The sequence below is a fragment of the Corynebacterium sp. genome (genome assembly GCF_030530965.1).
Taxonomy (GTDB): Bacteria; Actinomycetota; Actinomycetes; order Mycobacteriales; family Mycobacteriaceae; genus Corynebacterium.
This window is the reverse complement of record NZ_JAUMTY010000043.1, coordinates 1-19,494: the sequence shown is the minus strand read 5'-3', so window position 1 is coordinate 19,494 and position 19,494 is coordinate 1. Positions and strand designations below refer to the sequence as shown.

General features: G+C 56.7%; 18 protein-coding genes. 8 read left to right on the top strand and 10 right to left on the bottom strand.

Annotation, left to right across the window (positions count from 1 at the left end):
• Positions 1 to 193: 193 nt before the first annotated feature.
• The gene (locus tag Q3981_RS08210; protein ID WP_303125171.1) at positions 194 to 832 is read left to right on the top strand and encodes an SDR family oxidoreductase; all 639 of its coding nucleotides are present in this window, start codon (positions 194 to 196) and stop codon (positions 830 to 832) included.
• 143 nt (positions 833 to 975) lie between these two features.
• Here Q3981_RS08210 and Q3981_RS08205 read toward each other — a convergent pair whose 3' ends face one another.
• Positions 976 to 1,620, bottom strand: a complete 645-nt coding sequence (locus tag Q3981_RS08205; protein WP_303125169.1) for a hypothetical protein — start codon at positions 1,618 to 1,620, stop codon at positions 976 to 978.
• A gap of 349 nt (positions 1,621 to 1,969) precedes the next feature.
• Between Q3981_RS08205 and Q3981_RS08200 the strand changes: the two genes are divergently transcribed.
• The 6 genes from Q3981_RS08200 to Q3981_RS08175 all read left to right on the top strand — a co-directional run bounded on the left by Q3981_RS08200 (position 1,970) and on the right by Q3981_RS08175 (position 8,266).
• A complete protein-coding gene (locus Q3981_RS08200; RefSeq protein ID WP_303125167.1) occupies positions 1,970 to 3,196 on the top strand; it encodes an MFS transporter in 1,227 nt (408 codons plus the stop codon).
• A 505-nt stretch (positions 3,197 to 3,701) separates the two neighbouring features.
• On the top strand, positions 3,702 to 4,898 hold the full coding sequence (locus Q3981_RS08195) for an esterase-like activity of phytase family protein (RefSeq protein ID WP_303125165.1): 1,197 nt from the start codon (positions 3,702 to 3,704) through the stop codon (positions 4,896 to 4,898).
• Positions 4,899 to 4,959: 61 nt separating this feature from the next.
• The gene (locus tag Q3981_RS08190; protein WP_303125163.1) at positions 4,960 to 5,346 is read left to right on the top strand and encodes a DJ-1/PfpI family protein; all 387 of its coding nucleotides are present in this window, start codon (positions 4,960 to 4,962) and stop codon (positions 5,344 to 5,346) included.
• Positions 5,347 to 5,528: 182 nt separating this feature from the next.
• Complete coding sequence (locus Q3981_RS08185) at positions 5,529 to 5,765, top strand: hypothetical protein (protein ID WP_012732651.1); 237 nt, start codon at positions 5,529 to 5,531, stop codon at positions 5,763 to 5,765.
• Between the two features lie 214 nt (positions 5,766 to 5,979).
• Entirely contained in the window at positions 5,980 to 7,413 is a 1,434-nt protein-coding gene (locus tag Q3981_RS08180; protein WP_012732652.1) for an FAD-binding oxidoreductase, read from the top strand.
• A 91-nt stretch (positions 7,414 to 7,504) separates the two neighbouring features.
• The gene (locus Q3981_RS08175) at positions 7,505 to 8,266 is read left to right on the top strand and encodes a decaprenylphospho-beta-D-erythro-pentofuranosid-2-ulose 2-reductase (RefSeq protein WP_303125159.1); all 762 of its coding nucleotides are present in this window, start codon (positions 7,505 to 7,507) and stop codon (positions 8,264 to 8,266) included.
• Positions 8,267 to 8,322: 56 nt separating this feature from the next.
• Here Q3981_RS08175 and Q3981_RS08170 read toward each other — a convergent pair whose 3' ends face one another.
• From Q3981_RS08170 to Q3981_RS08150, 5 genes are all read right to left on the bottom strand, one after another.
• Positions 8,323 to 9,978 (bottom strand): alpha-keto acid decarboxylase family protein, encoded by a 1,656-nt coding sequence (locus Q3981_RS08170; protein WP_303125156.1) that lies wholly within the window; start codon positions 9,976 to 9,978, stop codon positions 8,323 to 8,325.
• A gap of 187 nt (positions 9,979 to 10,165) precedes the next feature.
• Positions 10,166 to 10,963, bottom strand: coding sequence for a PspA/IM30 family protein (locus Q3981_RS08165; protein WP_303125153.1), 798 nt, complete (start codon positions 10,961 to 10,963; stop codon positions 10,166 to 10,168).
• 565 nt (positions 10,964 to 11,528) lie between these two features.
• The gene (gene trxA / locus Q3981_RS08160) at positions 11,529 to 11,903 is read right to left on the bottom strand and encodes a thioredoxin (protein WP_204087706.1); all 375 of its coding nucleotides are present in this window, start codon (positions 11,901 to 11,903) and stop codon (positions 11,529 to 11,531) included.
• Positions 11,904 to 12,130: 227 nt separating this feature from the next.
• Positions 12,131 to 13,042, bottom strand: a complete 912-nt coding sequence (locus Q3981_RS08155; protein WP_303125144.1) for an ABC transporter ATP-binding protein — start codon at positions 13,040 to 13,042, stop codon at positions 12,131 to 12,133.
• Entirely contained in the window at positions 13,039 to 13,806 is a 768-nt protein-coding gene (locus tag Q3981_RS08150) for a hypothetical protein (RefSeq protein ID WP_303125141.1), read from the bottom strand. The genes Q3981_RS08155 and Q3981_RS08150 overlap by 4 nt, the downstream gene beginning before the upstream one ends.
• A gap of 686 nt (positions 13,807 to 14,492) precedes the next feature.
• Between Q3981_RS08150 and Q3981_RS08145 the strand changes: the two genes are divergently transcribed.
• Positions 14,493 to 14,693, top strand: a complete 201-nt coding sequence (locus Q3981_RS08145; protein ID WP_041628954.1) for a heavy-metal-associated domain-containing protein — start codon at positions 14,493 to 14,495, stop codon at positions 14,691 to 14,693.
• Between the two features lie 90 nt (positions 14,694 to 14,783).
• Here the strand turns inward: Q3981_RS08145 and Q3981_RS08140 are convergent, their stop codons facing one another.
• The 4 genes from Q3981_RS08140 to dnaB all read right to left on the bottom strand — a co-directional run bounded on the left by Q3981_RS08140 (position 14,784) and on the right by dnaB (position 19,002).
• Positions 14,784 to 15,122, bottom strand: coding sequence for a CrcB family protein (locus tag Q3981_RS08140; protein WP_303125137.1), 339 nt, complete (start codon positions 15,120 to 15,122; stop codon positions 14,784 to 14,786).
• The gene (locus Q3981_RS08135; RefSeq protein WP_303125135.1) at positions 15,119 to 15,583 is read right to left on the bottom strand and encodes a CrcB family protein; all 465 of its coding nucleotides are present in this window, start codon (positions 15,581 to 15,583) and stop codon (positions 15,119 to 15,121) included. Before Q3981_RS08135 ends, Q3981_RS08140 begins: the two co-directional genes overlap by 4 nt.
• 7 nt (positions 15,584 to 15,590) lie before the next feature.
• On the bottom strand, positions 15,591 to 17,180 hold the full coding sequence (locus tag Q3981_RS08130; protein WP_303125133.1) for a sodium:proton antiporter: 1,590 nt from the start codon (positions 17,178 to 17,180) through the stop codon (positions 15,591 to 15,593).
• Between the two features lie 331 nt (positions 17,181 to 17,511).
• Entirely contained in the window at positions 17,512 to 19,002 is a 1,491-nt protein-coding gene (dnaB, locus tag Q3981_RS08125; RefSeq protein WP_303125131.1) for a replicative DNA helicase, read from the bottom strand.
• Positions 19,003 to 19,494 lie beyond the last annotated feature (492 nt).

Genomic DNA, 19,494 nt, shown 5'->3' with positions numbered 1-19,494 from the left:
AACCCCAGTCATCGGCGCTCTCCGTATGGTGGAGGGTCAACGGCTGGGGTTGATGAAATTAATAATACAGTCCCTCGCCCAAACATTGTCAACCCCTGGATGACATTTCGAACCGTCGATACTCTCGGACATGTAGACGTTGTTAAGTCGGCGTTGTTATGTCACAACAAAGCAAGACAACAAAGGAGTTAGCATGACCAACGTTATCGTCCTAGGCGCCAGCGGCCAGATCGCCCGCCACGCCATCCCCATGATCGCGGACCAGGCCGGCCACGGGGACAACCTCACGCTGTTTGCCCGCAATGCTTCCAAAGTCGATGCTCCCGACGGGGCCCGCGTCGTCGAAGGTGATGTGCTCGACGCTGACACTCTCGGGGCAGCGCTCAAGGGCCAGGACATTGTTTATGCCAACCTTGCAGGAAACCTCGACGAGCAGGCACGCGCACTTGTCGACGCCATGAAGGCGGCCGGGGTCGCGCGCCTTATTTTCGTCGACGCGCTCGGAATTTACGATGAGCTGCCCGAGAAATTTAACACCTGGAACCGGGAGGCCATCGGCGACGAGGCGCTGACGATTTACCGCCGTGCAGCAGACATTATTGAGGCCTCGGACCTGGACTACACGATCGTCCGCCCAGCGTGGCTGACTAATAAGGACGAGACCGATTACGAGCTCACCCAGCGTGATGAGCAGTTCAAGGGAACCGAGGTGTCGCGCAAGGCCGTTGCTGCGTTCATCGCGTCCGTCGTCGCTGACCCAGCTGCACACTCGCGCGCCAACGTCGGAATCGACAAGCCGGGTACCGACGGCGACAAGCCTGCCTGGTACTGAGAACCCCTGGTTGAGGATTCCGCCCGTCCATAACGTGGGTGCCGTAAGCCACTAAAAGCTCAGTCACTACCGGCTCGTTTCGAGAAAAAGTTTCAAGGAAGGAACCTGCAATACAGACTGACGTTACGTTCCACAGCGGAAATCTAGGCTAGCGCCTTCAGTCTGGCGTCGAGTTTGGCGGTGCGCTTATCCTCGTTGAAGCTCAACGCAAAGCACACAATGCCAACGAGGACTCCGTACACCGTCCACGGCCGCGACTCAGTGATATGTGCGCGGATGAACGCCAGCGCTTTTCTCCTGATGAAGCGGGCGAAATAAAACGATCCCACGAAGTAGCCCACCACGGCGCTAACAGCCAGACCCAATCGTGCCCAGCCCCACGAGCTTGGGGCTCTATTTTCATCAATTTTCGACGGGGTAGGCTGCGATGATTCACTTTCCGACGACGAAGTTCCCACCCCCTCGGCGGCTTCCAGCCCAGGGTCCTCAGACACGGCGGCCTCAGGAAAATTAGCGTTCGCATCCGTCGAGTCTTCCGACGACTCTGTCGTCATCCATATCACCGCGAACGCGGATCCGAGTATCCCTACCTTCGTAGCCACCCGGCGCGGCTTCGATTCAATACCACCGGAGGCGTACCAACCGCCGATCAGGGAAGATACCAATACTCGTTCGACAAGACGAGAAGTACCCCGTTTATCCGGAGGCAGTGCGTCGATACGGTCTTTCGCTTCGCTGAAACGTCGTGTGACTCCGTGGGGAAACCGATCTCTCCGGCTTAGGTGCATGGCACCCAGACTAACAAGGCTTTACTCATTTCTCCGTTGCTTTTACGTCGGAATAAAGCTGCACAGTCAACCGACCAGCGATCAGCGCTGAGACCTGCCGGGTCACCGCACCAGGGGTCGCTACCTCTGAGCACACTTAGTTGTCAGTAATAAAGTCGTCCAACCTTGTTTGGAACTGTGGCTTTAAAATATCTAACAAGTAACCGTTATCATTACGTGGAGCAGAACCCTAGACAGTCCAGGGAACGGTACTTTATGGCGGTCCAAGTTGAAAATAAACAGCAGTAAGGAATCCTCCCTAGGCCCCGTATTATTGCTAGCCGGGGCTGAATTATGGGGCGCAATCGGAATGGAAGTAGCAGTATTCGCTATTCCACTGATCGCCATCGAGATGTTCCATGCCACACCAATGCAAGTTGCATGTCTCAACCTGATGGAGTCGGCTGCAGCATTGATCTTTGGTCTTGTGGTGGCAGAATCCATAGACCGTTTGCCGGGTTTTAAGACAATTCCCGCTGCCAACTTCCTCCGGTTGATTGCCTGCATTTCGGTCGCTGTTTTTCTTTTTACGCGACCATCTTTCTCGAGCTTATTTATTTGCTTATTTATCCTCGGAGTGTCAAGCCTGATCAACGAGGCAGGCGTAAACTCTACCGTCGTATCCGTAGTGGGACGCAGTACCACGTCCCTCAATAGGGTAAATTCACTTCTTCGTAGTTCCGGCGTGATGTCAGAATTAGGGGGAATTGCGCTAGGTGGCGGCGCATTAACTCTGTTGACTTTTGCAGGGACGATGACAATTGGCGCATTAAGCTTTGGCCTCGCTCTGATTCTTTCCTTGTATCTTTGGCGCTTACTCAATTGCCGAAAGAGAGACAACGAGGCACTTTCCTCCACGCAAGAAAGCAGCGCTGTCTCTACTAGAGAGGAGAGCCAAAGGTCATCTTTAAGTGGGCTTAAGTATATATTTGGTAATGACTTTTTACGGAAACTTACCCTTACATCTTTCCACTTCAATTTTTTTAGCTCTATTTTCCAGGCCGTCTTCGTGATTTTTTGCGTACGGATACTGGACTTCAGACCTTGGGCTCTATCCGTCGTAGGAGTAGCTGGAGCGGTAGGAGGCCTTACCGCAGCAGCAGCTGCGGGCACTTCATTCTGCTCAAAGAACGCCAGAACCCTCTACGCGATGTCTATTGGTCTCCCAGCCTTGAGTATTTCTTTAATGTTATTCGCCCAATACTCCGATTCGAATATTGCGCGAATTAGTTTAGTTGGTTTGGGTGAATATATCTTCGGCTCCTGCATGGTCTTGTGTATCGTTTTATTTAATACAGCAAGACAACAATGTTCACCCGACTCTATAGTGGGCAGTATAGCGGCTACAGAACGAACAATTGCGCTTGGTGGTGAGGTCCCAGGATTCTTGCTCGGGGGAGTTCTTGCCACTGTTTTTTCTCTGGGGATGTCTATGGTCGTGGCGATTATAGGTATTATTCTCGCTCCCGTTTGGATTTTTGGTGTTAAAACATGGCCATCTGGCGATGAATTTATTGCTACGCGGATAGAAAGCTAGTTTCTATTGGAGCCGATCAGCACTCTATAACAAGAAGATTGCCTAACGCGCCCCGCAGAGTCGAACGGAACTGATTGACAGTCAGAGCACCATAAGGCCTGACAGTATCAAGTGTGAGACCACCGATAAGCGCAGAGACCGGCCGCGCCACCGCACTAGGGTTCGGGACTCCCAAACACGCTAAAGCGTCGGTAATAACGTCGTTCAGATCGCTCGCCATCTGTGCAGCGGATGATGCAAAGACTGGTTGCGTCCGGGACACACGAATAAATTCGAGCACTACAGATAATTTCTGTCACCACTTTCCTTTCGTACCGAGCCAACACCCGGGCCGCCTCTTCTCTCGGCGGACCCTGCCTGTGTTCGTTTCCACGATGCAGTATGGAAAGAAGGGCGTGGAGGCAAATGAACAACAACCAAACTTCCGGCGAACCTTCCGCAAATTCTGCAGCAGCATAGCGAGCGACCACCATCACTACGCATACCACCTGTTTTCATAGTGAGTATGAAAATACGTACTCGTTCCAATCACCACCGGAGGATCGCCCCTCTGATTGCTCCCCCACTAATTGTCACCACTCTCGTTACCGGGTCCACAGTCGCCATCTCAGCAACCCCAACCACCGCAGATTCAGCTGTCCCATCTTCTAGCGCTCCAAGCCCAGGCGCGACAAACCAAACCCGCTATAACGGCATGTTCGACCTCGGCAAGGCGACTCAAGATCCTAGCGTCGGCGGATTATCCGGACTGACCTCTCTTGCTGATGGTTCCTATCTAGCCATCTCAGATGACAAAGGCGATTATGGTCCCACCCGCGCATATCGATTGAACATCGATAACAGTGGCCGGGCACAAGTCATCGGCCGGGTGGTTTTCACCAACCCAGATGGAAGTGCGTACAACCCTAAGGAATTCGACGCGGAAGAGATCCGCCAATTGCCCAATGGGCACCTGTTGTGGACGACAGAGGGTGGGTCACAAGGTACAGAGAATCGTTCCCCCCTCATCATCGAATCCGACAAAACCGGACGTGAGATACGCCGTATTCATCCCCCGCAGTACCACGTCCCCAACCGTGAAGATGCGCCGGACACTAAAGAAGCTAAAGGCATAAGCCCGAATAAGGGGCCAGAAGGGATGACCATTTCTCCTGATGGAGAAACCTTTTACACGATCAACGAAAACTCTCTGGTGCAAGATGGACCAAGCAATACTCCCCAGTCGGGATCCAAAACGCGACTAACCGTCTACGACACTGCGACAGGGAAGCCCAGCGCGGAATATGTGGTTGACGTAGATCCCACGTATGCCCCCAAAGCCGACCGCGGATATGCTTCTCTGGCTACGTCCCCGGATGGAAACCTTTACGCCCTACAACGCGGATATATCCCCAAGCAAGGAAACCGCGCAGAGATCTACCGATTAGATGTAAACGGAGCTACCAACGTTCTCGGCCGGGAACGCCTCAACGGTACCGAAGTAGCAGTCAAGCGCGAGAAGGTCTTCGACTTCGTTGATTCGAAAACCGGTCATAGCGCACATCCGGGCGCCAGAGGCGTTCCGGAGTCTCCCGAAAACGTGGAAGGCATGACCTTTGCAGCGCCTCCAGTAGGGAACAATCGTGTTTACCTCATCTCGGACAATAACTTCAGCGATTCGCAACGCACGGTAGTCCATTCCCTGGACATCGCTCCTCGATAGTGGCCCGCCACCAGCAGAAACTCAAAGGCACCGCGCGGTAATACTTTTTGACGGATTCGAGTTGTTTGATGCGTTCGGCCCTAAAGAGTTCTTCAGCGCAATCCCCGATGTAAAAATTGAACTGGTAGCTGAGCGAACTGGCCCCGTCCGAAGCGCTCAAGGCGGTGAAGTGACTGCAGAATTGGAGTACGGCGAGCTTAACGATCCCGATATCATCTTGGTTCCCGGAGGTATGGGAACACGGACGTTGGCTCACGACAAATCGTTCTTGTCTTGGCTAACGGATATTGGAACTCGATCGGAGATAGTGGCATCAGTTTGTACGGGATCGGCGCTCTTGGCCGCGGCTGGTCTGCTCGAAGGCCATCGAGCGACGAGCAACAAACTAGCTTTTGAATGGGCGTCCTCATTTGGCGACGATATTTCTTGGGAACATCAAGCGCGTTGAATACCAACCACAGACCGACAGCACCACCGATCCCTTTGCACGCTTCCAGGGCTGAAGCTAAGTAACAGCTACGCGATTCGACCAGGGCGATGACGACCGAAAAGACCCCAGCGCAGCGTCGATAATGAAATCCCGGTCACAGCAACGCTGAAATTTCAGCGTCACCCCGTACACTAGGGGGCATGTTCGGACGAAAATCAGCGGCTGACAAAGCTGCGGCCGCCACGTATGAAGCTGCGGAACGCACCACAGTCCCGCTGGACGTGCCCATGACGCGGATGATGGCCGAAGAGCTACCTATCTTGGATAGTTCGTCCCGGCAACGGGTAAATGACCTGCTCAGGGAATATGATGGGCCGCTCATTACCAGCGTGGACATGTTGCCCGAAGAGATACGCGACATCATGAACCTCTACTAACCCCGTCTTTACCCGTCTTCCCGGTGTCGGCTCCCATCAAGTCGATACTCGCCTATCACTGCGACAGGCGTAAAACTATGGCGTAGAACTATACGGGTGGTAGCGCAGGAGGCTTTGTGGCCGCTCACGGCTCCGGCCGAGATCGCCACAGAGGCTCCCACGCTCGTGTGATCGCGCACAACCAATCTGACGTACCAAGGAGAAAGAGTTAGAAGTGAGCTCAACCACGACAGATCAACTACCGCTAGAGCACCGTCGTCTCACAGGGTGGGGGCGCACTCAGCCGGCTTCTAGTGAAGTCCTGTCCACGCCTGACCTGGACCTGATTGCCCGCGCAGTGCGGGAGGTTGCCGAACAGAACGAGGACAAGCCCGACTACCTCAAGCGTGGCGTGATCGCCCGTGGTCTGGGCCGTTCCTACGGCGACCCGGCCCAGAACAGCGGTGGTCTTGTTGTCGACATGGCTGCGCTCAATGAAATCCACTCCATCGACCCGGACACGGCTATTGCCGACGTCGACGGTGGCGTCACCCTCGACCAACTCATGAAAGCCGCACTCCCCTACGGGTTGTGGGTTCCGGTGCTTCCCGGCACCCGGCAGGTCACCATCGGCGGTGCTATCGGCCCGGATATTCACGGCAAGAACCACCACTCCGCCGGTTCCTTCGGTAACCACGTCGCCTCCATGGAACTTCTGGTTGCCGACGGTCGCATCCTGCACCTCGAGCCAGAGGGCAGCGCCGACGACCCAGATGGCGAACTCTTCTGGGCAACCGTCGGCGGCATGGGCCTCACCGGCATCATTGTGCGCGCACGCATCGCGATGACCCGCACCGAAACGGCCTACTTCATTGCTGACGGCGACATGACCGCGTCGCTAGACGAAACCATCGAATTCCACTCTGACGGTTCCGAGAAGAACTACACCTACTCGTCGGCATGGTTCGACGCTATTTCTCCCGAACCGAAGCTGGGCCGTGCCGCTATTTCCCGCGGATCCCTGGCCACGCTGGATCAGTTGAAGGAATACGCCCCCAAGCTGGCGAAAAAGCCGTTGAAGTTCAACGCGCCCCAGTTGATGACGGTCCCGGACATCTTCCCGAACTTCACCATGAACAAGCTGACCATGATGTCCATCGGTGAGCTGTGGTGGCTGAAGTCCGGAACGTACCGCAACAAGGTGCAGAACCTGACGCAGTTCTACCAGCCACTCGACCTCATCGGCGAGTGGAACCGCGGGTACGGCTCCAAGGGCTTCCTGCAGTACCAGTTTGTGGTCCCGCGCGAAGCCGTCGAGCCCTTCAAAGAGATTGTCCGCGACATTCAGCGCTCCGGGCACTACTCCGCCCTCAACGTCTTCAAGCTGTTCGGTGAAGGCAACCGCGCACCCCTCTCCTACCCGATGCCCGGCTGGAACGTCTGCGTCGACTTCCCCATCAAGCCCGGCCTCGGCGACTTCCTGGATGACCTGGACAAACGAGTCATGGAATTCGGTGGGCGCCTCTACCTGGCGAAGGAATCTCGTACCTCGGCCGAAAACTTCCACAAGATGTACCCCAAGATGGACAGCTGGCTGAAGACCCGCAACACCATCGACCCCAGTGGCGTGTTCGCGTCTGACATGTCCCGCCGTCTGGAACTGCACTAATCCGATCTGGCCAATCCACACTCACTGCACGAATTGCATTACTCCGCCGGGCCCTGCGACGGGCTCGGCACATAGAAAGGGTCCTTTCTTTATGCTTAACGCCGTTGGGCACGCACAATCCATCCTTCTCCTTGGGGGAACGTCGGACATGGGCCTCGCCATCGTCGAGAAATTCCTCTCCCGAGGTTCCGCCACCGTCACCCTCGCAGCCAGGAAGAACAGCAAAGACCTCCCCGCCGCGATTGACCGGATGAAGAAAGCAGGGGCGTCCGAGGTTCGCACTATCGACTTCGATGCTCTCGACACCGAGTCACACAAGGCCGTCATCGACGAGGCCTTCAGCCACGGCGATATCGACCTCGCCATCGTTGCGTTCGGCATTTTGGGCGACCAAGAAGAGCTGTGGCAGAACCAAGAAAAAGCCGTTCAAGCTGCAGAGATCAACTATACGGGCTCAGTGTCCGTCGGTGTTCTGCTCGGCCAGGCCATGAAGAAGCAGGGCCACGGGCAGATCGTGGCAATCTCCTCCGTCGCCGGTGAGGTCGTCCGACGCTCCAACTTCGTCTACGGCTCCACCAAGGCCGGGTTCGACGGTTTCTACCGCCAGCTGGGCGAGGCGCTGCGTGACAGTGGCGTCCGCGTCCTCGTCGTTCGCCCAGGCCAGGTACGCACACAGATGACCGAAGGCCTTGACGACGCACCGCTGACCGTCAATAAGGAAGACGTTGCGGCCGCCGTCGCGAAAGCTGTCGACGACAACAAGTCCGTAATCTGGGTCCACCCGCTGTTCCGCTACGTCATGATGGCCCTGGCTCACATTCCTGCCGGTATCCTGCGGAAACTGCCTATCTAAGAGGAGTTAGCGACGCAGATCCCGGCGCGAATGACCGGGATCGGGCGTCAGAGCGCCTACTTCGAGTTGGCGTCGTTAATGGCCTTCCCGATTTTCTTCAGCAACTTCGGGTAGTCCTTTGGCGCAGTGCAGACCTCGATAAGCACCAGGCGATCCTGGTTGTCCTGCGCCTTCTCAAAGGCGTCGTTGAGCTCTGCACGCGTGGTGGCCTTCAGCGTCACGACCTTGTCGTCGGTGCCGCCGAGGGCCTGGGGAATCACCCGCCAATCCCACGCCGTGATGTCGTTGTACTCGGCGTCCTCGCCGTGAATCGAGCGCTCCACCGCGTAGCCGTCGTTATTCACCACAATGACGACGCCGTTGACGCCTTCCCGCATCCAGGTGCCGAGCTCCTGGACCGTCAGCTGCGCGGAGCCGTCGCCAATAACGAGCACCGGGCGACGCCCCGGGCAGGCGAGACCGGCGCCCATCGCGGCGGGAAGCGTGTACCCGATGGAGCCCCATAGCGGCTGGCCAATGAAGGTCGTGTCCGCTGGGAAACGCATCTTCGCCAGGCCGAAGAAACTGGTGCCCTGATCAGCCACAACGATGTTTCCCTCGGTGAGCACCCCGGCCAAAGTCGGCCACACGTCGTCCTGGACCAAGGGCTCATCAGCATCCGCCACCCAGTGGTGCGGCTCCGGGTCCGGAACTGCCCCCGGCGCGCGATCCGCAAATGACGGAGCAAGCTCAGCAAGTGCGTCCAACGCATCAGCGATGTTCAGCGGCGCGAAGGTTTTATCGCCCACCTTCGCGTAATTAGTGGCGATATCCACACAGCGTGCAGGGTCGATCTTCTGGCTGAAGCTGGCGGTCGTCGTATCGGTAAAACGAACACCGGCCATGACCAGGCGATCCGCCCCCTCCACAGCTTTGCGAACGTCGGGCTCGGAAGCCGCGCCCGCATACACGCCCAAGAAGAACGGATCTTCCTCGTTAACGAGCGTTTTGCCCCACATCAAGGTGGCATGAGGAATACCGCCGCTGAGCAGCCGATTCAGGTTTTCCGTCGCGCCCATCCGGTGAACCAGGAGATCCGCCAACACCGTCACATCGCGGCCCTCCAAGAACTCAGATGCAGCCGCGCGGAACTCCGCCAGAGCGCGGTTAGAGGTGTAGGACCGGGCACCACCCAGAGGAGACGAGGGCGGCTCAACCTCGACGCGGGCGACGTCGGTAGGCACCACAATGTATCCGGGCCGCCGATGTGTCTGCACCGCACGGAGTACACGGTCCACTTCGTCCACCGCGTCCGCGGGAGTTAGATCGGCAACGGCGCAGGTGACCTCACTAGCCATGCGTCGGAAATGAGAAAAGTCACCATCGCCGAGGCTGTGGTGCAGCAGACGTCGGGACGCCTGCGCATCCTTCGACGGGGCGCCGACAATGTGAACCACCGGGACGTTCTCCGAGAACGAGCCAGCGATCGCGTTGATGGCCGAGAGCTCACCCACGCCGAAAGTCGTGACGACGGCACCGATGCCGTTCATGCGCGCGTACCCGTCAGCCGCGTAGCCCGCGTTCAGCTCATTGGCGTTGCCGACCCAGTGCAGCGCATCATGCCCCGTAATGTGATCCAGGAACTCCAGGTTGAAATCACCCGGGACCCCAAAAACATCCTTAATGTGCAGTTCAGCTAGGCGATCTGCAATGTAATCAGCAACTGTGTACATAGTTCTCCTTCGCATGGCTCGGTGGAGCCTGCATCGTATGGCGAGGGGTTCATCACGTGTGCTCGGCGTGGCGGGTTGGCCACGTGGACATGTGACGACGTCGATGCCGCTGGGTTCGCGGCACCCCACCCATACTGTCAGGAAAACGTATTAAGTAGGTTGCGGGGAGGTAAAAATTGTCGGTGAATTACTTATGCTCACCGGAATCAAGCTCACCCTGCGGCGCATCCCCCGCATCCAAGGAACGGTCGCCAGCCTGCCCACCATGCATCTGTGCCCGAATCTCTTCCAACCGAGCCGACGCCTTGATATCACGACCAGCGGTTTCGATCTCCGCCATGCGGGTATCCACCGAACTCTCCGTGAGCTCCTGCTTACCGAGCGCATCCGCATAGCGACGCTCAATCTTGTCTCGCACCGAATCCAGGCTCGGGACAGAATCGTCCTTCGCGCTCAGCGCATTCATCGACTCTGCAGCCTTTGCCGACTCTTCCTGCATCTTCGTCTGATTGACCTGGGCCCGAAGCTGATCAATCTGCCCCAACTGCTCCTTCAGGTGGGCCTCGGACTTCTTCACCTGCGCCTTGGCTTGCTCCGCGGCCTGAGCATTACTCTGATGAAGCTGCTTCGTCTCCTCAATCTGCTGTTCGACGCTGACCAGCTGCGATGCCACCACCTCAGCCGTGCTATTCCACTCGCTCGCCTGCTGGGCATCCCCCTCCTGCGACGCTTTGTCCGCAAGCTGCACTGCTTTCTGCGCCTGAGACTGGAGGCTTTCCTGATCCTTAATCAGCCGGTTGAGTTTCATCTCAATCTGCCGCTGATTCCCCAACACAGACGACGCTTGCTCCACAACAGCCTGGTGCTGTTTCTTCGCCGCCTCCGTGGCCTGCTGGATCTGCACCATCGGGTCTGCTTTTTCATCAATGGTGCTATCAAACTTAGCCATCGCGTATTTCCACCCTTTTGAAAAGGGGTTAGCCATCACAATCTCCTTAGCATCTGTCAGCATCCGTCGAACCTACTGTGCGGTTCACGCGCGCTCTGCAGTTCAGGCGTACAGTGCACTGTGAACACCATTGATCGCAATCGTAAGCAATCCTGAAGCACGTGTCCGTGTCAGATGGCGAGTCCACCACACAATCCATACCGACATTACCCATCCAGCCTGAACATCAATAGGTTTCACGCGATGCGACGTCGGCAGGACCGGCATCTCCCCGTACCCGTGCCACAGAAAGAATGGAGAACTCATGGACGTTCTGAACAGCATCCTCGCACTTGCCGAGCATCTTCTGGCTATTTCCGGAAACCCCGGCCCCGTCATTCCCGACGGCACCACCATCGAGTAAGTAACGACGTTGCACGTGGCTCCTTCATTGCGCGCCTGCCGTCGCGGGTAAATCTGCGACGTGCAAGCATGCGCTTTGCGTGGCGACTAACTCTCGCAGTGGCCCCGTGACGTGCGAAAACGCGCCCCACCGATACATCAACGGTTGGGGCGCGTCGTGCTATGTGCATGCTATGTGGCTAGTCGTACGTTTACGTCGCTACTCCCCCGACTCTTTAGCTTCCTGCTCCGCGATCTGCTTCCGAACCTCATCCATATCCAGGTTCTTTGTCTGTTCAATGACGTCTTTAACCTGACCAGCGGAGTGGACGCCCGCATGACGGTAGACCAGAACGTTGTCCCTAAAAACCATGAGCGTCGGGATGGACTGGATTCCCAGCGAACCCGCGATCTCCTGGTTGGATTCCGTGTCGACCTTGCCAAACGTCACATCGGGGAACTGCTCGGAGACTTCCTCGAAAATCGGGCCGAACATGCGGCACGGGCCACACCATTCAGCCCAAAAGTCCAGCGCAACAACGCCGTTAGAAACGGTGTCGGTGAAATTGTCCTTCGTCACAGTAACTGTAGCCATAAATTCCTTTCACTTAGTTTTAAAAAGACGGCGCTCCTGGCCACTTTAGCTGGGCCACTTTAAGGGGCCGGCGACCACGGTCATCACGCCGTCTACCTGCACGATATGAAGCAGAGGCCTTTAGGCGGCCCATCATAGACCAGACAGTCTACAACTGCAGCGGGGATGTGTGACCTCACATGCGAACGTGGATATTGCGGATGCAGAAATGACGAAACCGAGGACGGCTATTCATTCAGTTCTAAGTAGATGCTCTCCAATGACTTACTTTCCTTAGTGAGGCCTTCAATTTTGACCCCATTGCCGACCGCGACTTCCGCAATCGTCGCCGTATCGAGACCACTAATTGAAAGGGTCTGCCCGGAGACACCGTCAATATGCCCACCATTGTTGAGCATGGCTCGCTGGGCAGACTCGATATCCCCTCGGACTGTTAAAAGAACACTATTCGTCGTTCGTAGCTGGTCAAGTGGCTTTTGAACTATCGTTCGCCCATTTTTAATCATGACCACATTGTCCGAAAACTGCTGAACCTCATTCAGCAAGTGCGATGAAATCAAAGCAGTCCCGCCGGAACTGATATATTCCTTCAACTTATTCTGGAATGCGATCGAGCCATCTGCGTCCACTCCATTGTGCGGCTCGTCCAAAATCACGATCTCCGGATCGTTGAGAAATGCCACCGCGAGGCAAACACGTTGCCTCATCCCCAGCGACACTTTCGCAAGCTTACGGTTACGAGCATGAGCGAGACCGTATTCGTCGAGAATGTCGATCGCTTTCTTCTTAGTATCTGAAATGCCCTTCAACTGCATTTGACTGCGAAGGAAAGTAAGTATCGATACCCGTGTATCTATCCATTCAGGGTCGAGAAGATAGCCAACCCCTGCCCGGCAATGATCGATCCCGACTGCGCTCTCATAGGAGTCCGCACGTCCTAGATCGATCGTGACCTTGCCGGAATCGGCATGCGTGAGCCCCGCAATAATCTTCATTATCGTCGATTTACCCGACCCGTTTGGCCCCAACAACCCCGTAACCTTGCCCCTCGGCACGTCGAACGTCATATTCTCCAAAACCGGGACTCGTTTACCAAACGACTTATTAATCTGGTCAACAGAAATTGCCGACGAACTCATGCCTCATACCTCCACAAACGTGCTGCGCCACACGCAACGGCCACGACACACCACAACCCGACTTCAAGCAGGCCTTCCAGCGACGTTGCATTAGCTTGCGTTAGTTTGTCCACAGCGAATGGGAAGCTGTGATGGAGAAGGAGATCACCCTGGTCATGACCCATCGCCATCAAGATGGCCCCCGTCATCGGGAGAATGAGCATGATCACAATGATCAACGTGAATGACAGGGTTACATTTCGAGCTAGATGAGAGATCCCACCAGCGACCAGTCCAATAGCCACCATGCACACTGCCCATGAGACGCCGAGAATCAATTCCTTCGCGACAGAATCAGTGGTGACACTAAAACTGGTTAGGGCAGATAAAACGAGTAAAAGGACAACAAAGATTAAGGCGAACACTAGCCAAAAGGCCAGAGAAATAATAACGCAGGTGACGAGGCTAGCGAGATAAGCACAGGAACGGGAAGGAATGGAAAGAAGGGTGTAGTTCACCGATCCCTTTGTGTAGCTACCAGCAATATACAGGGATAATGCGAACGCAATGAAGAAAAACGTTAACGCCGAGATATTAGCTAAGCCACCTGAGAAACCGATTGCCCCGTTATTGCGACGCGACATACCTACGGCTAATCCGACTGTGGGGATGGCCATCACAACCAGCGAGACCTTCAGCAAAGAGGTGTGTATGAACGTCGTCAATTCAGACTTAATACCGTTGACTACAAAACCGGGTTTACTATGTAACTCACTCGGTTCCATGTTCCCCCTCTTTCTTTACGCGTTTTTTATTTTCCACGCCCTGACCCCATATACACATTAACGCGAAAAAACCGACGACCGGCATGATGAAGTCCCTAAAACCATGCAAGCCGACCGTAAACACTACGAAGACGACTGCAGCTACATAGGGAATAAGGATGAAAAGCCCAGTCCAGTCGGGAAGATACCTGGGTAATAGATACTGAAGTGCGATGCACGTTACCCCTATGACGGCGTATATAAGTCCGCCCACTTACTTCTCCCCTCTGCCCTCTGCATGTCTCGTCGAGGTGCGCTGTGTCGTGTATTTAGCATGGCTCAATAGGTGACCTTTACCTTAACATTAGGGAACTCCGATGGTCGCGTCGGTTTTGCGAGTGGGAGCGATCATGATGGGCGTACCTTCCACACCAAACCGTCGGACCAGCTAAAAAGGCTCCTCCACAGCCGCTATACGGCCATATGTGACGGACAAGCACCCCCTCAAATACCCCTAAACATGTGCAATATAGAAATTGTCACTAGTGCAAATTAACAACAATAACTAAAGTCACGTTCCACACGGGGCTATTGTGCGCCCCGCGCTATAGCCCATGGAGCACACACTCGCCTGTGAGGCACCAGCTAGCACCGACCAACCATCGGTGGCCATCGACACGACAGTACCCCACAAGGAGATACCCCCCATGATGAAGAATTACACCATCACCGGCATGAGCTCCAACGAAGGAGCCGCCACCATCAAAAACGCGGTATCTCAGGCACGCGGAGTACAAAACGTCACTATTTTCGACGACGGACATATGACCGTCGAAGGTGAAGACTTCGGCGATGCCGACATCAACGATGCCGTCACGGAAGCTGGATACGCGCTCGAACCCAAGTAGGCCTCGACGTCTCCGCGTGGCGTTGCCGCGCGACGTCGCCGATAGCGAAGCGGTCGTGTAAAGGGCCCGGCGCGGCTTACGCGATGCAACCTACCCGGCGATGATCAACCCGAGCCATGCCGCGAAGACCGCCACCACCAGCGTCGATAATGCATATGCAGCGCCACGGCGAGCGCTACCTTGAGTAACAGCCTCGACAGACGCCGTGGAGAACGTGGTGTATCCACCCATCATCCCGGTCCCTAGGAAGCCCAACAGCGCTCCCCCGGACAGGCCGGCCACACAGAGGCCGAGGACAAACGAGCCCGTCACGTTAATCACAAACGTGGCCCACGGGAATTCCGCCGGCCACCGCTTGCGGATCCACGCGTCCACCGCATACCGCAGGCACGCACCAAGACCACCGCCGAGCGCCACAAGCACCATCATCGTTGCGCCACCTCACTACGGCCGACGCGTTCCCACCACGCCCCGGCAAACGCCGCGATCGCGCCACAGATAACGCTGAATAACGCGTAGTACACCGCGAAACTCATGCCCATCAGGGACCCTGTTCCCTGCACGCCGCCAGCTCCGACACCCGGGAACCACCGAGCAATGTCCACGGCAAGCGTCGAATAGGTGGTTAAACCGCCGCAGAAACCCGTGCCCAGCAGCAGTTTTGCGTTCACACGGCCCAGGCGGGCGAACCGGGCGCCCAAGAAGCCGAGCAGAGCGGCGCCCACCACGTTCACCGCGAACACCCACCACATTGTGGGCACCACGGCGCTCACCACGGGGCTCGACGTCAACACATCACGCACCAACGTCCCCACGGCGCCACCAACAAAAACCAGCGCAGCCGAACCGGCAAAGCGCTTCGGCACCACAGGCCTTCTCACACGAGACACGACACGCCTACCTTTCCCGAAGCCCCATCACAGAATTTTCGCCACTCGCCAGCGTCATACGGTCCAACTGCGCCAGCACTTCGTCGATAATGAACGGATCCGCACCCGGCTCGAAGCGCGCGGACATGACCTCGACCTGGGCGGCCTCGATGGCCTCTAGACGAACAGCCGTCACCTTCCGACGTACCTCGCGCAGGCGACGCACCGCATCCTCATAATTCTCCGGCTCATCGTCCTTCGGAACGCCCGTCATGTCGCGGAAACGGCGAGCGATAGCCTGGATAGCCTCCGGTGGGAGATCCTCGCCCTTCGACTGCAGCACATCCATCGCCGCGTTGTGCGCACGGCGCAACAGACGATCCATCGTGGCGTCGGCAATCGCATCATTGCCTTCGTTGACATTCAGCTTCTGCATGATCCACGGCAGCGTCAACCCGGGAACAACCATCGTGCAGAAGAGCACGGTGATCGCGATCAGCGGCATTTCGTTATACACATTGATATAGCCCGCGGGGACCGACAACACCAGGGCCAGCGTGACCAAACCGCGCATCCCCGACCACGTCAACACAAGCACTTCCTGCAGCCGCAGCGGGGACACGTTCTTCTTCTTGCCGTGCTTGTTCAGCAAATACTGGTCGTACATCCAGACGAAACGCACCGCGAAGAGGACGCCGGAAATGACCAAACCCCAGACAATACCTTCGCCGATACGCGTCGAGGTCTGCTCCACCGCGTTACGCACCGACAAACCGATCAGGCCGAACGCAAGGCCCGTCACCAGCAGCTCGGCGGTCTCCCAGAAAGCCGACCCCGTCAGACGATCCTCCGCCGCCGTCGCCGACACACGCGACGTCATCTCCACGGCGGCCACCACCACCGCAATAACTCCCGACGCGTGAATCTCCTCGGCAGCGATATACACCGCGAACGGAACGACCCAGCTCAGGGCGTTGACCGTGTTCGATCCCGCGGTGTACTCCAACGCCCGGCCGGCAACGTGGCCGATCAGCCAGCCCAAGGCAATCGACGCCAACGCGGTGTAGACAAACCGCAACAGCGCCGGGCCGACGTGGATCGAGTCATCGTTATACAGCGAATTGAGCGCTAACTGGAAGGCAACCAGCGCGACCGCGTCGTTAAACAGGCCCTCGGTCTGCAGGGTGCCGATCACGCGCCGGGGAATTCCCGCCGGTTCCGCAACGGCCTCCACAGCTACCGGGTCCGACGGAGCTACCGCCGCGCCCAACGCGATCGCGCCCGCCACGGACAAACCGGGGATGAGCACCATCGACGTGCCCGCCACCGCCAGAATCGTCACCACCACCAACAGCACGGATAACGACAAGAGCGTCCGCCACTGGGAGCGGATCAGTGGCCACGACAAGCGTCGGGCCATCGCCCAAATCAACGGCGGGAGGAATAAAGGCAGAATCAGATCGGGCGGTAATGAAATATCGGGAATCGCAGGGAACACCATCGTGGCCGTCGTTAAGAGGGTTAACAACACGGGCCACGGGAGGTTGGTTCGCTCGCCGATGGACACGACGATGACCGTCGCAAACATCAGACCCACAATCACAATGAGGGTCTCCATGCCCGCCACCTTTCATTACTGCCTACATGCTGCCCCGGCCGATCCCGCGTGTACGGGTGCTTAACCGCTACGTGTACCGCGTACTTTTACGAGGTCCGGAGCCAGCTCACCAATTGCCGAATGAGCACCAGGGCACTTCACACGCGGGTATGAAACAGATGAGCATCCGCGTGGGCGCATCATTCAGCGATCGGGAACTACTACTCGCTATCCAAAATAGAGGAAAATGTCGGCCCGGCGCGATTTCGCGACGCTGCAGGGACCGCGCTGGCCGGTGTGCGGGCACCGAGGACGGCCCGGAAAACCGCCCGTGAGCGGCATTCTCCTGGTTTTACGAGAAGTTATCGGTGGCCAGGTTAGCGAACCTCGAGTACTTCAATTGCTCGGCAATCGGGATGGTGCCCACCGGTCCCCCGCGGTGTTTAGCCAAAATAATGTCTGCTTCTCCCTCGCGGGCGTTATCCAACGCACCCGGCTGAGAGTCCGGCCGGTACAGCAGCATCACCATGTCCGCGTCCTGCTCGAGGGACCCCGATTCACGTAGGTCCGCCAGCTGCGGCTTCTTGTCGGTACGGGACTCCGGACCACGGTTGAGCTGCGAAATAGCGATCAGCGGAACCTCCACTTCCTTCGCCAACAACTTCAGTTGACGAGAAAACTCCGAGACTTCCTGCTGACGCGACTCCACCTTGCGGCCCGACGTCATCAGCTGCAGATAATCCACAACAATCAGCCCGAGGCCGTGCTTCTGTTTGATCTGCCGGGCTTTCGTCCGGATCTCCATCATCGTCAGGTTGGGTGAATCGTCGATAAAAATGGGCGCTTTCTCCAGCTTCCCCATCGTTTGGGCCAGCCGGGTCCACTCGGACTCGTCCATTTTGCCGCTGCGCATATTGGTGAGTTTCACCTCGGCCTCGGCCGATAGCAGCCTCAGAACGATCTCCATTTTGGACATCTCAAGGCTAAAAAGTGCCGACGGTGTGCAATTTTCTACCGACGCCGACCGCATGAAATCCATCGCCAAGGTGGACTTCCCCACGCCCGGACGAGCGGCGATGATAACCATCTGCCCAGGGTGAAGGCCGTTAATCGTTCTGTCGAGGTCAAGGAACCCCGTTGGCACACCACTCGCTGCCCCGCCGTGCATTTCGTACTCGTTGAGAAGGTCATTGACCTCCTCAAACGTGTCGGCCAACTCAACATAATCCGTGCTAGCGTCACGACGACCAACCCCGAACACCTGAGACTGGGCGTAATCGACAACCTTGTCCACGTCCTGGCCATCGATGCCGTTGTACCCCAGCTTGGCGATCTCCGTCCCCACCGAGACCAGCCCACGAAGCACCGCTTTTTCGGCAACAATCCGCGCATAGTAACTCGCGTTGGCCGCCGTCGGCACTTTAGTCATAAGAGTGTGGATGTATGGCGCACCACCCACGCGCTCCAAGTCGCCGTCCCTGTTAAGGCGGTTGCTCACCAGCACCGGGTCGATCTGCAGCTGGGCATCCGCAGACTCGCTATAAAGATCGAGAATGGCGTTAAAAATGGTCTGATGGCGCGGGTCATAGAAATCGTCCGCGCGGAGAATCTCTACGACATCCGTAATGGCGTCCTGGGACTGCAGCATACCGCCCAAAACAGCCTGCTCAGCCTCAATATCCTGGGGAGACTTCCGGCCAAATTCCTCATAATCCCGCGGATCGGGACCGCCGGAAGGTCCAAACGACGCATCCTCATAGTCCCCACCCGAACCAAAACCAGACTCATACGAGTCATACGAATTATCAAAAGAAGACGCTGATACCGCTGAACGTGATGCCATGGGAATACCCTATCGTCTGCCGCCGACATAAACACTGAGCACAATCTGCTGGTGCCCGCCAGATCTCACCGGATCTCACCGGAAGGGGTTGCTCAGAGTGACTCTTTACTGCTTTTCATAAAGCCCCGAGCGCTAGGATGCAAATCTCAATAGCTACTTCCCGACGAAGTTATCCACAGGTTTCGCAGACCGCCTGTGGATAAAATGTGGAGAATTCAACGTTTCCCACGTCGGCCTGTGGAATTTACTGTGGACAAGTTTTTATCGCGACCTGCGGAAACGAGCGTTTGCGCAGGTCAGCCCTGTGAAATTTTGATTTGACGAATCTCACAGTACCGGTGGAAAACCGCTCCTACGCTGGGCCTTTTTATCGTGAACTGGGGAAATATCCGAGCAAATTGGGGTAAAAAGCCGGTTGTCAAGCACCTAACCTGTGCGTGTTATCCCCAGCCCCATCCACGACATTCGACAACATCTCTATCACCATTAACA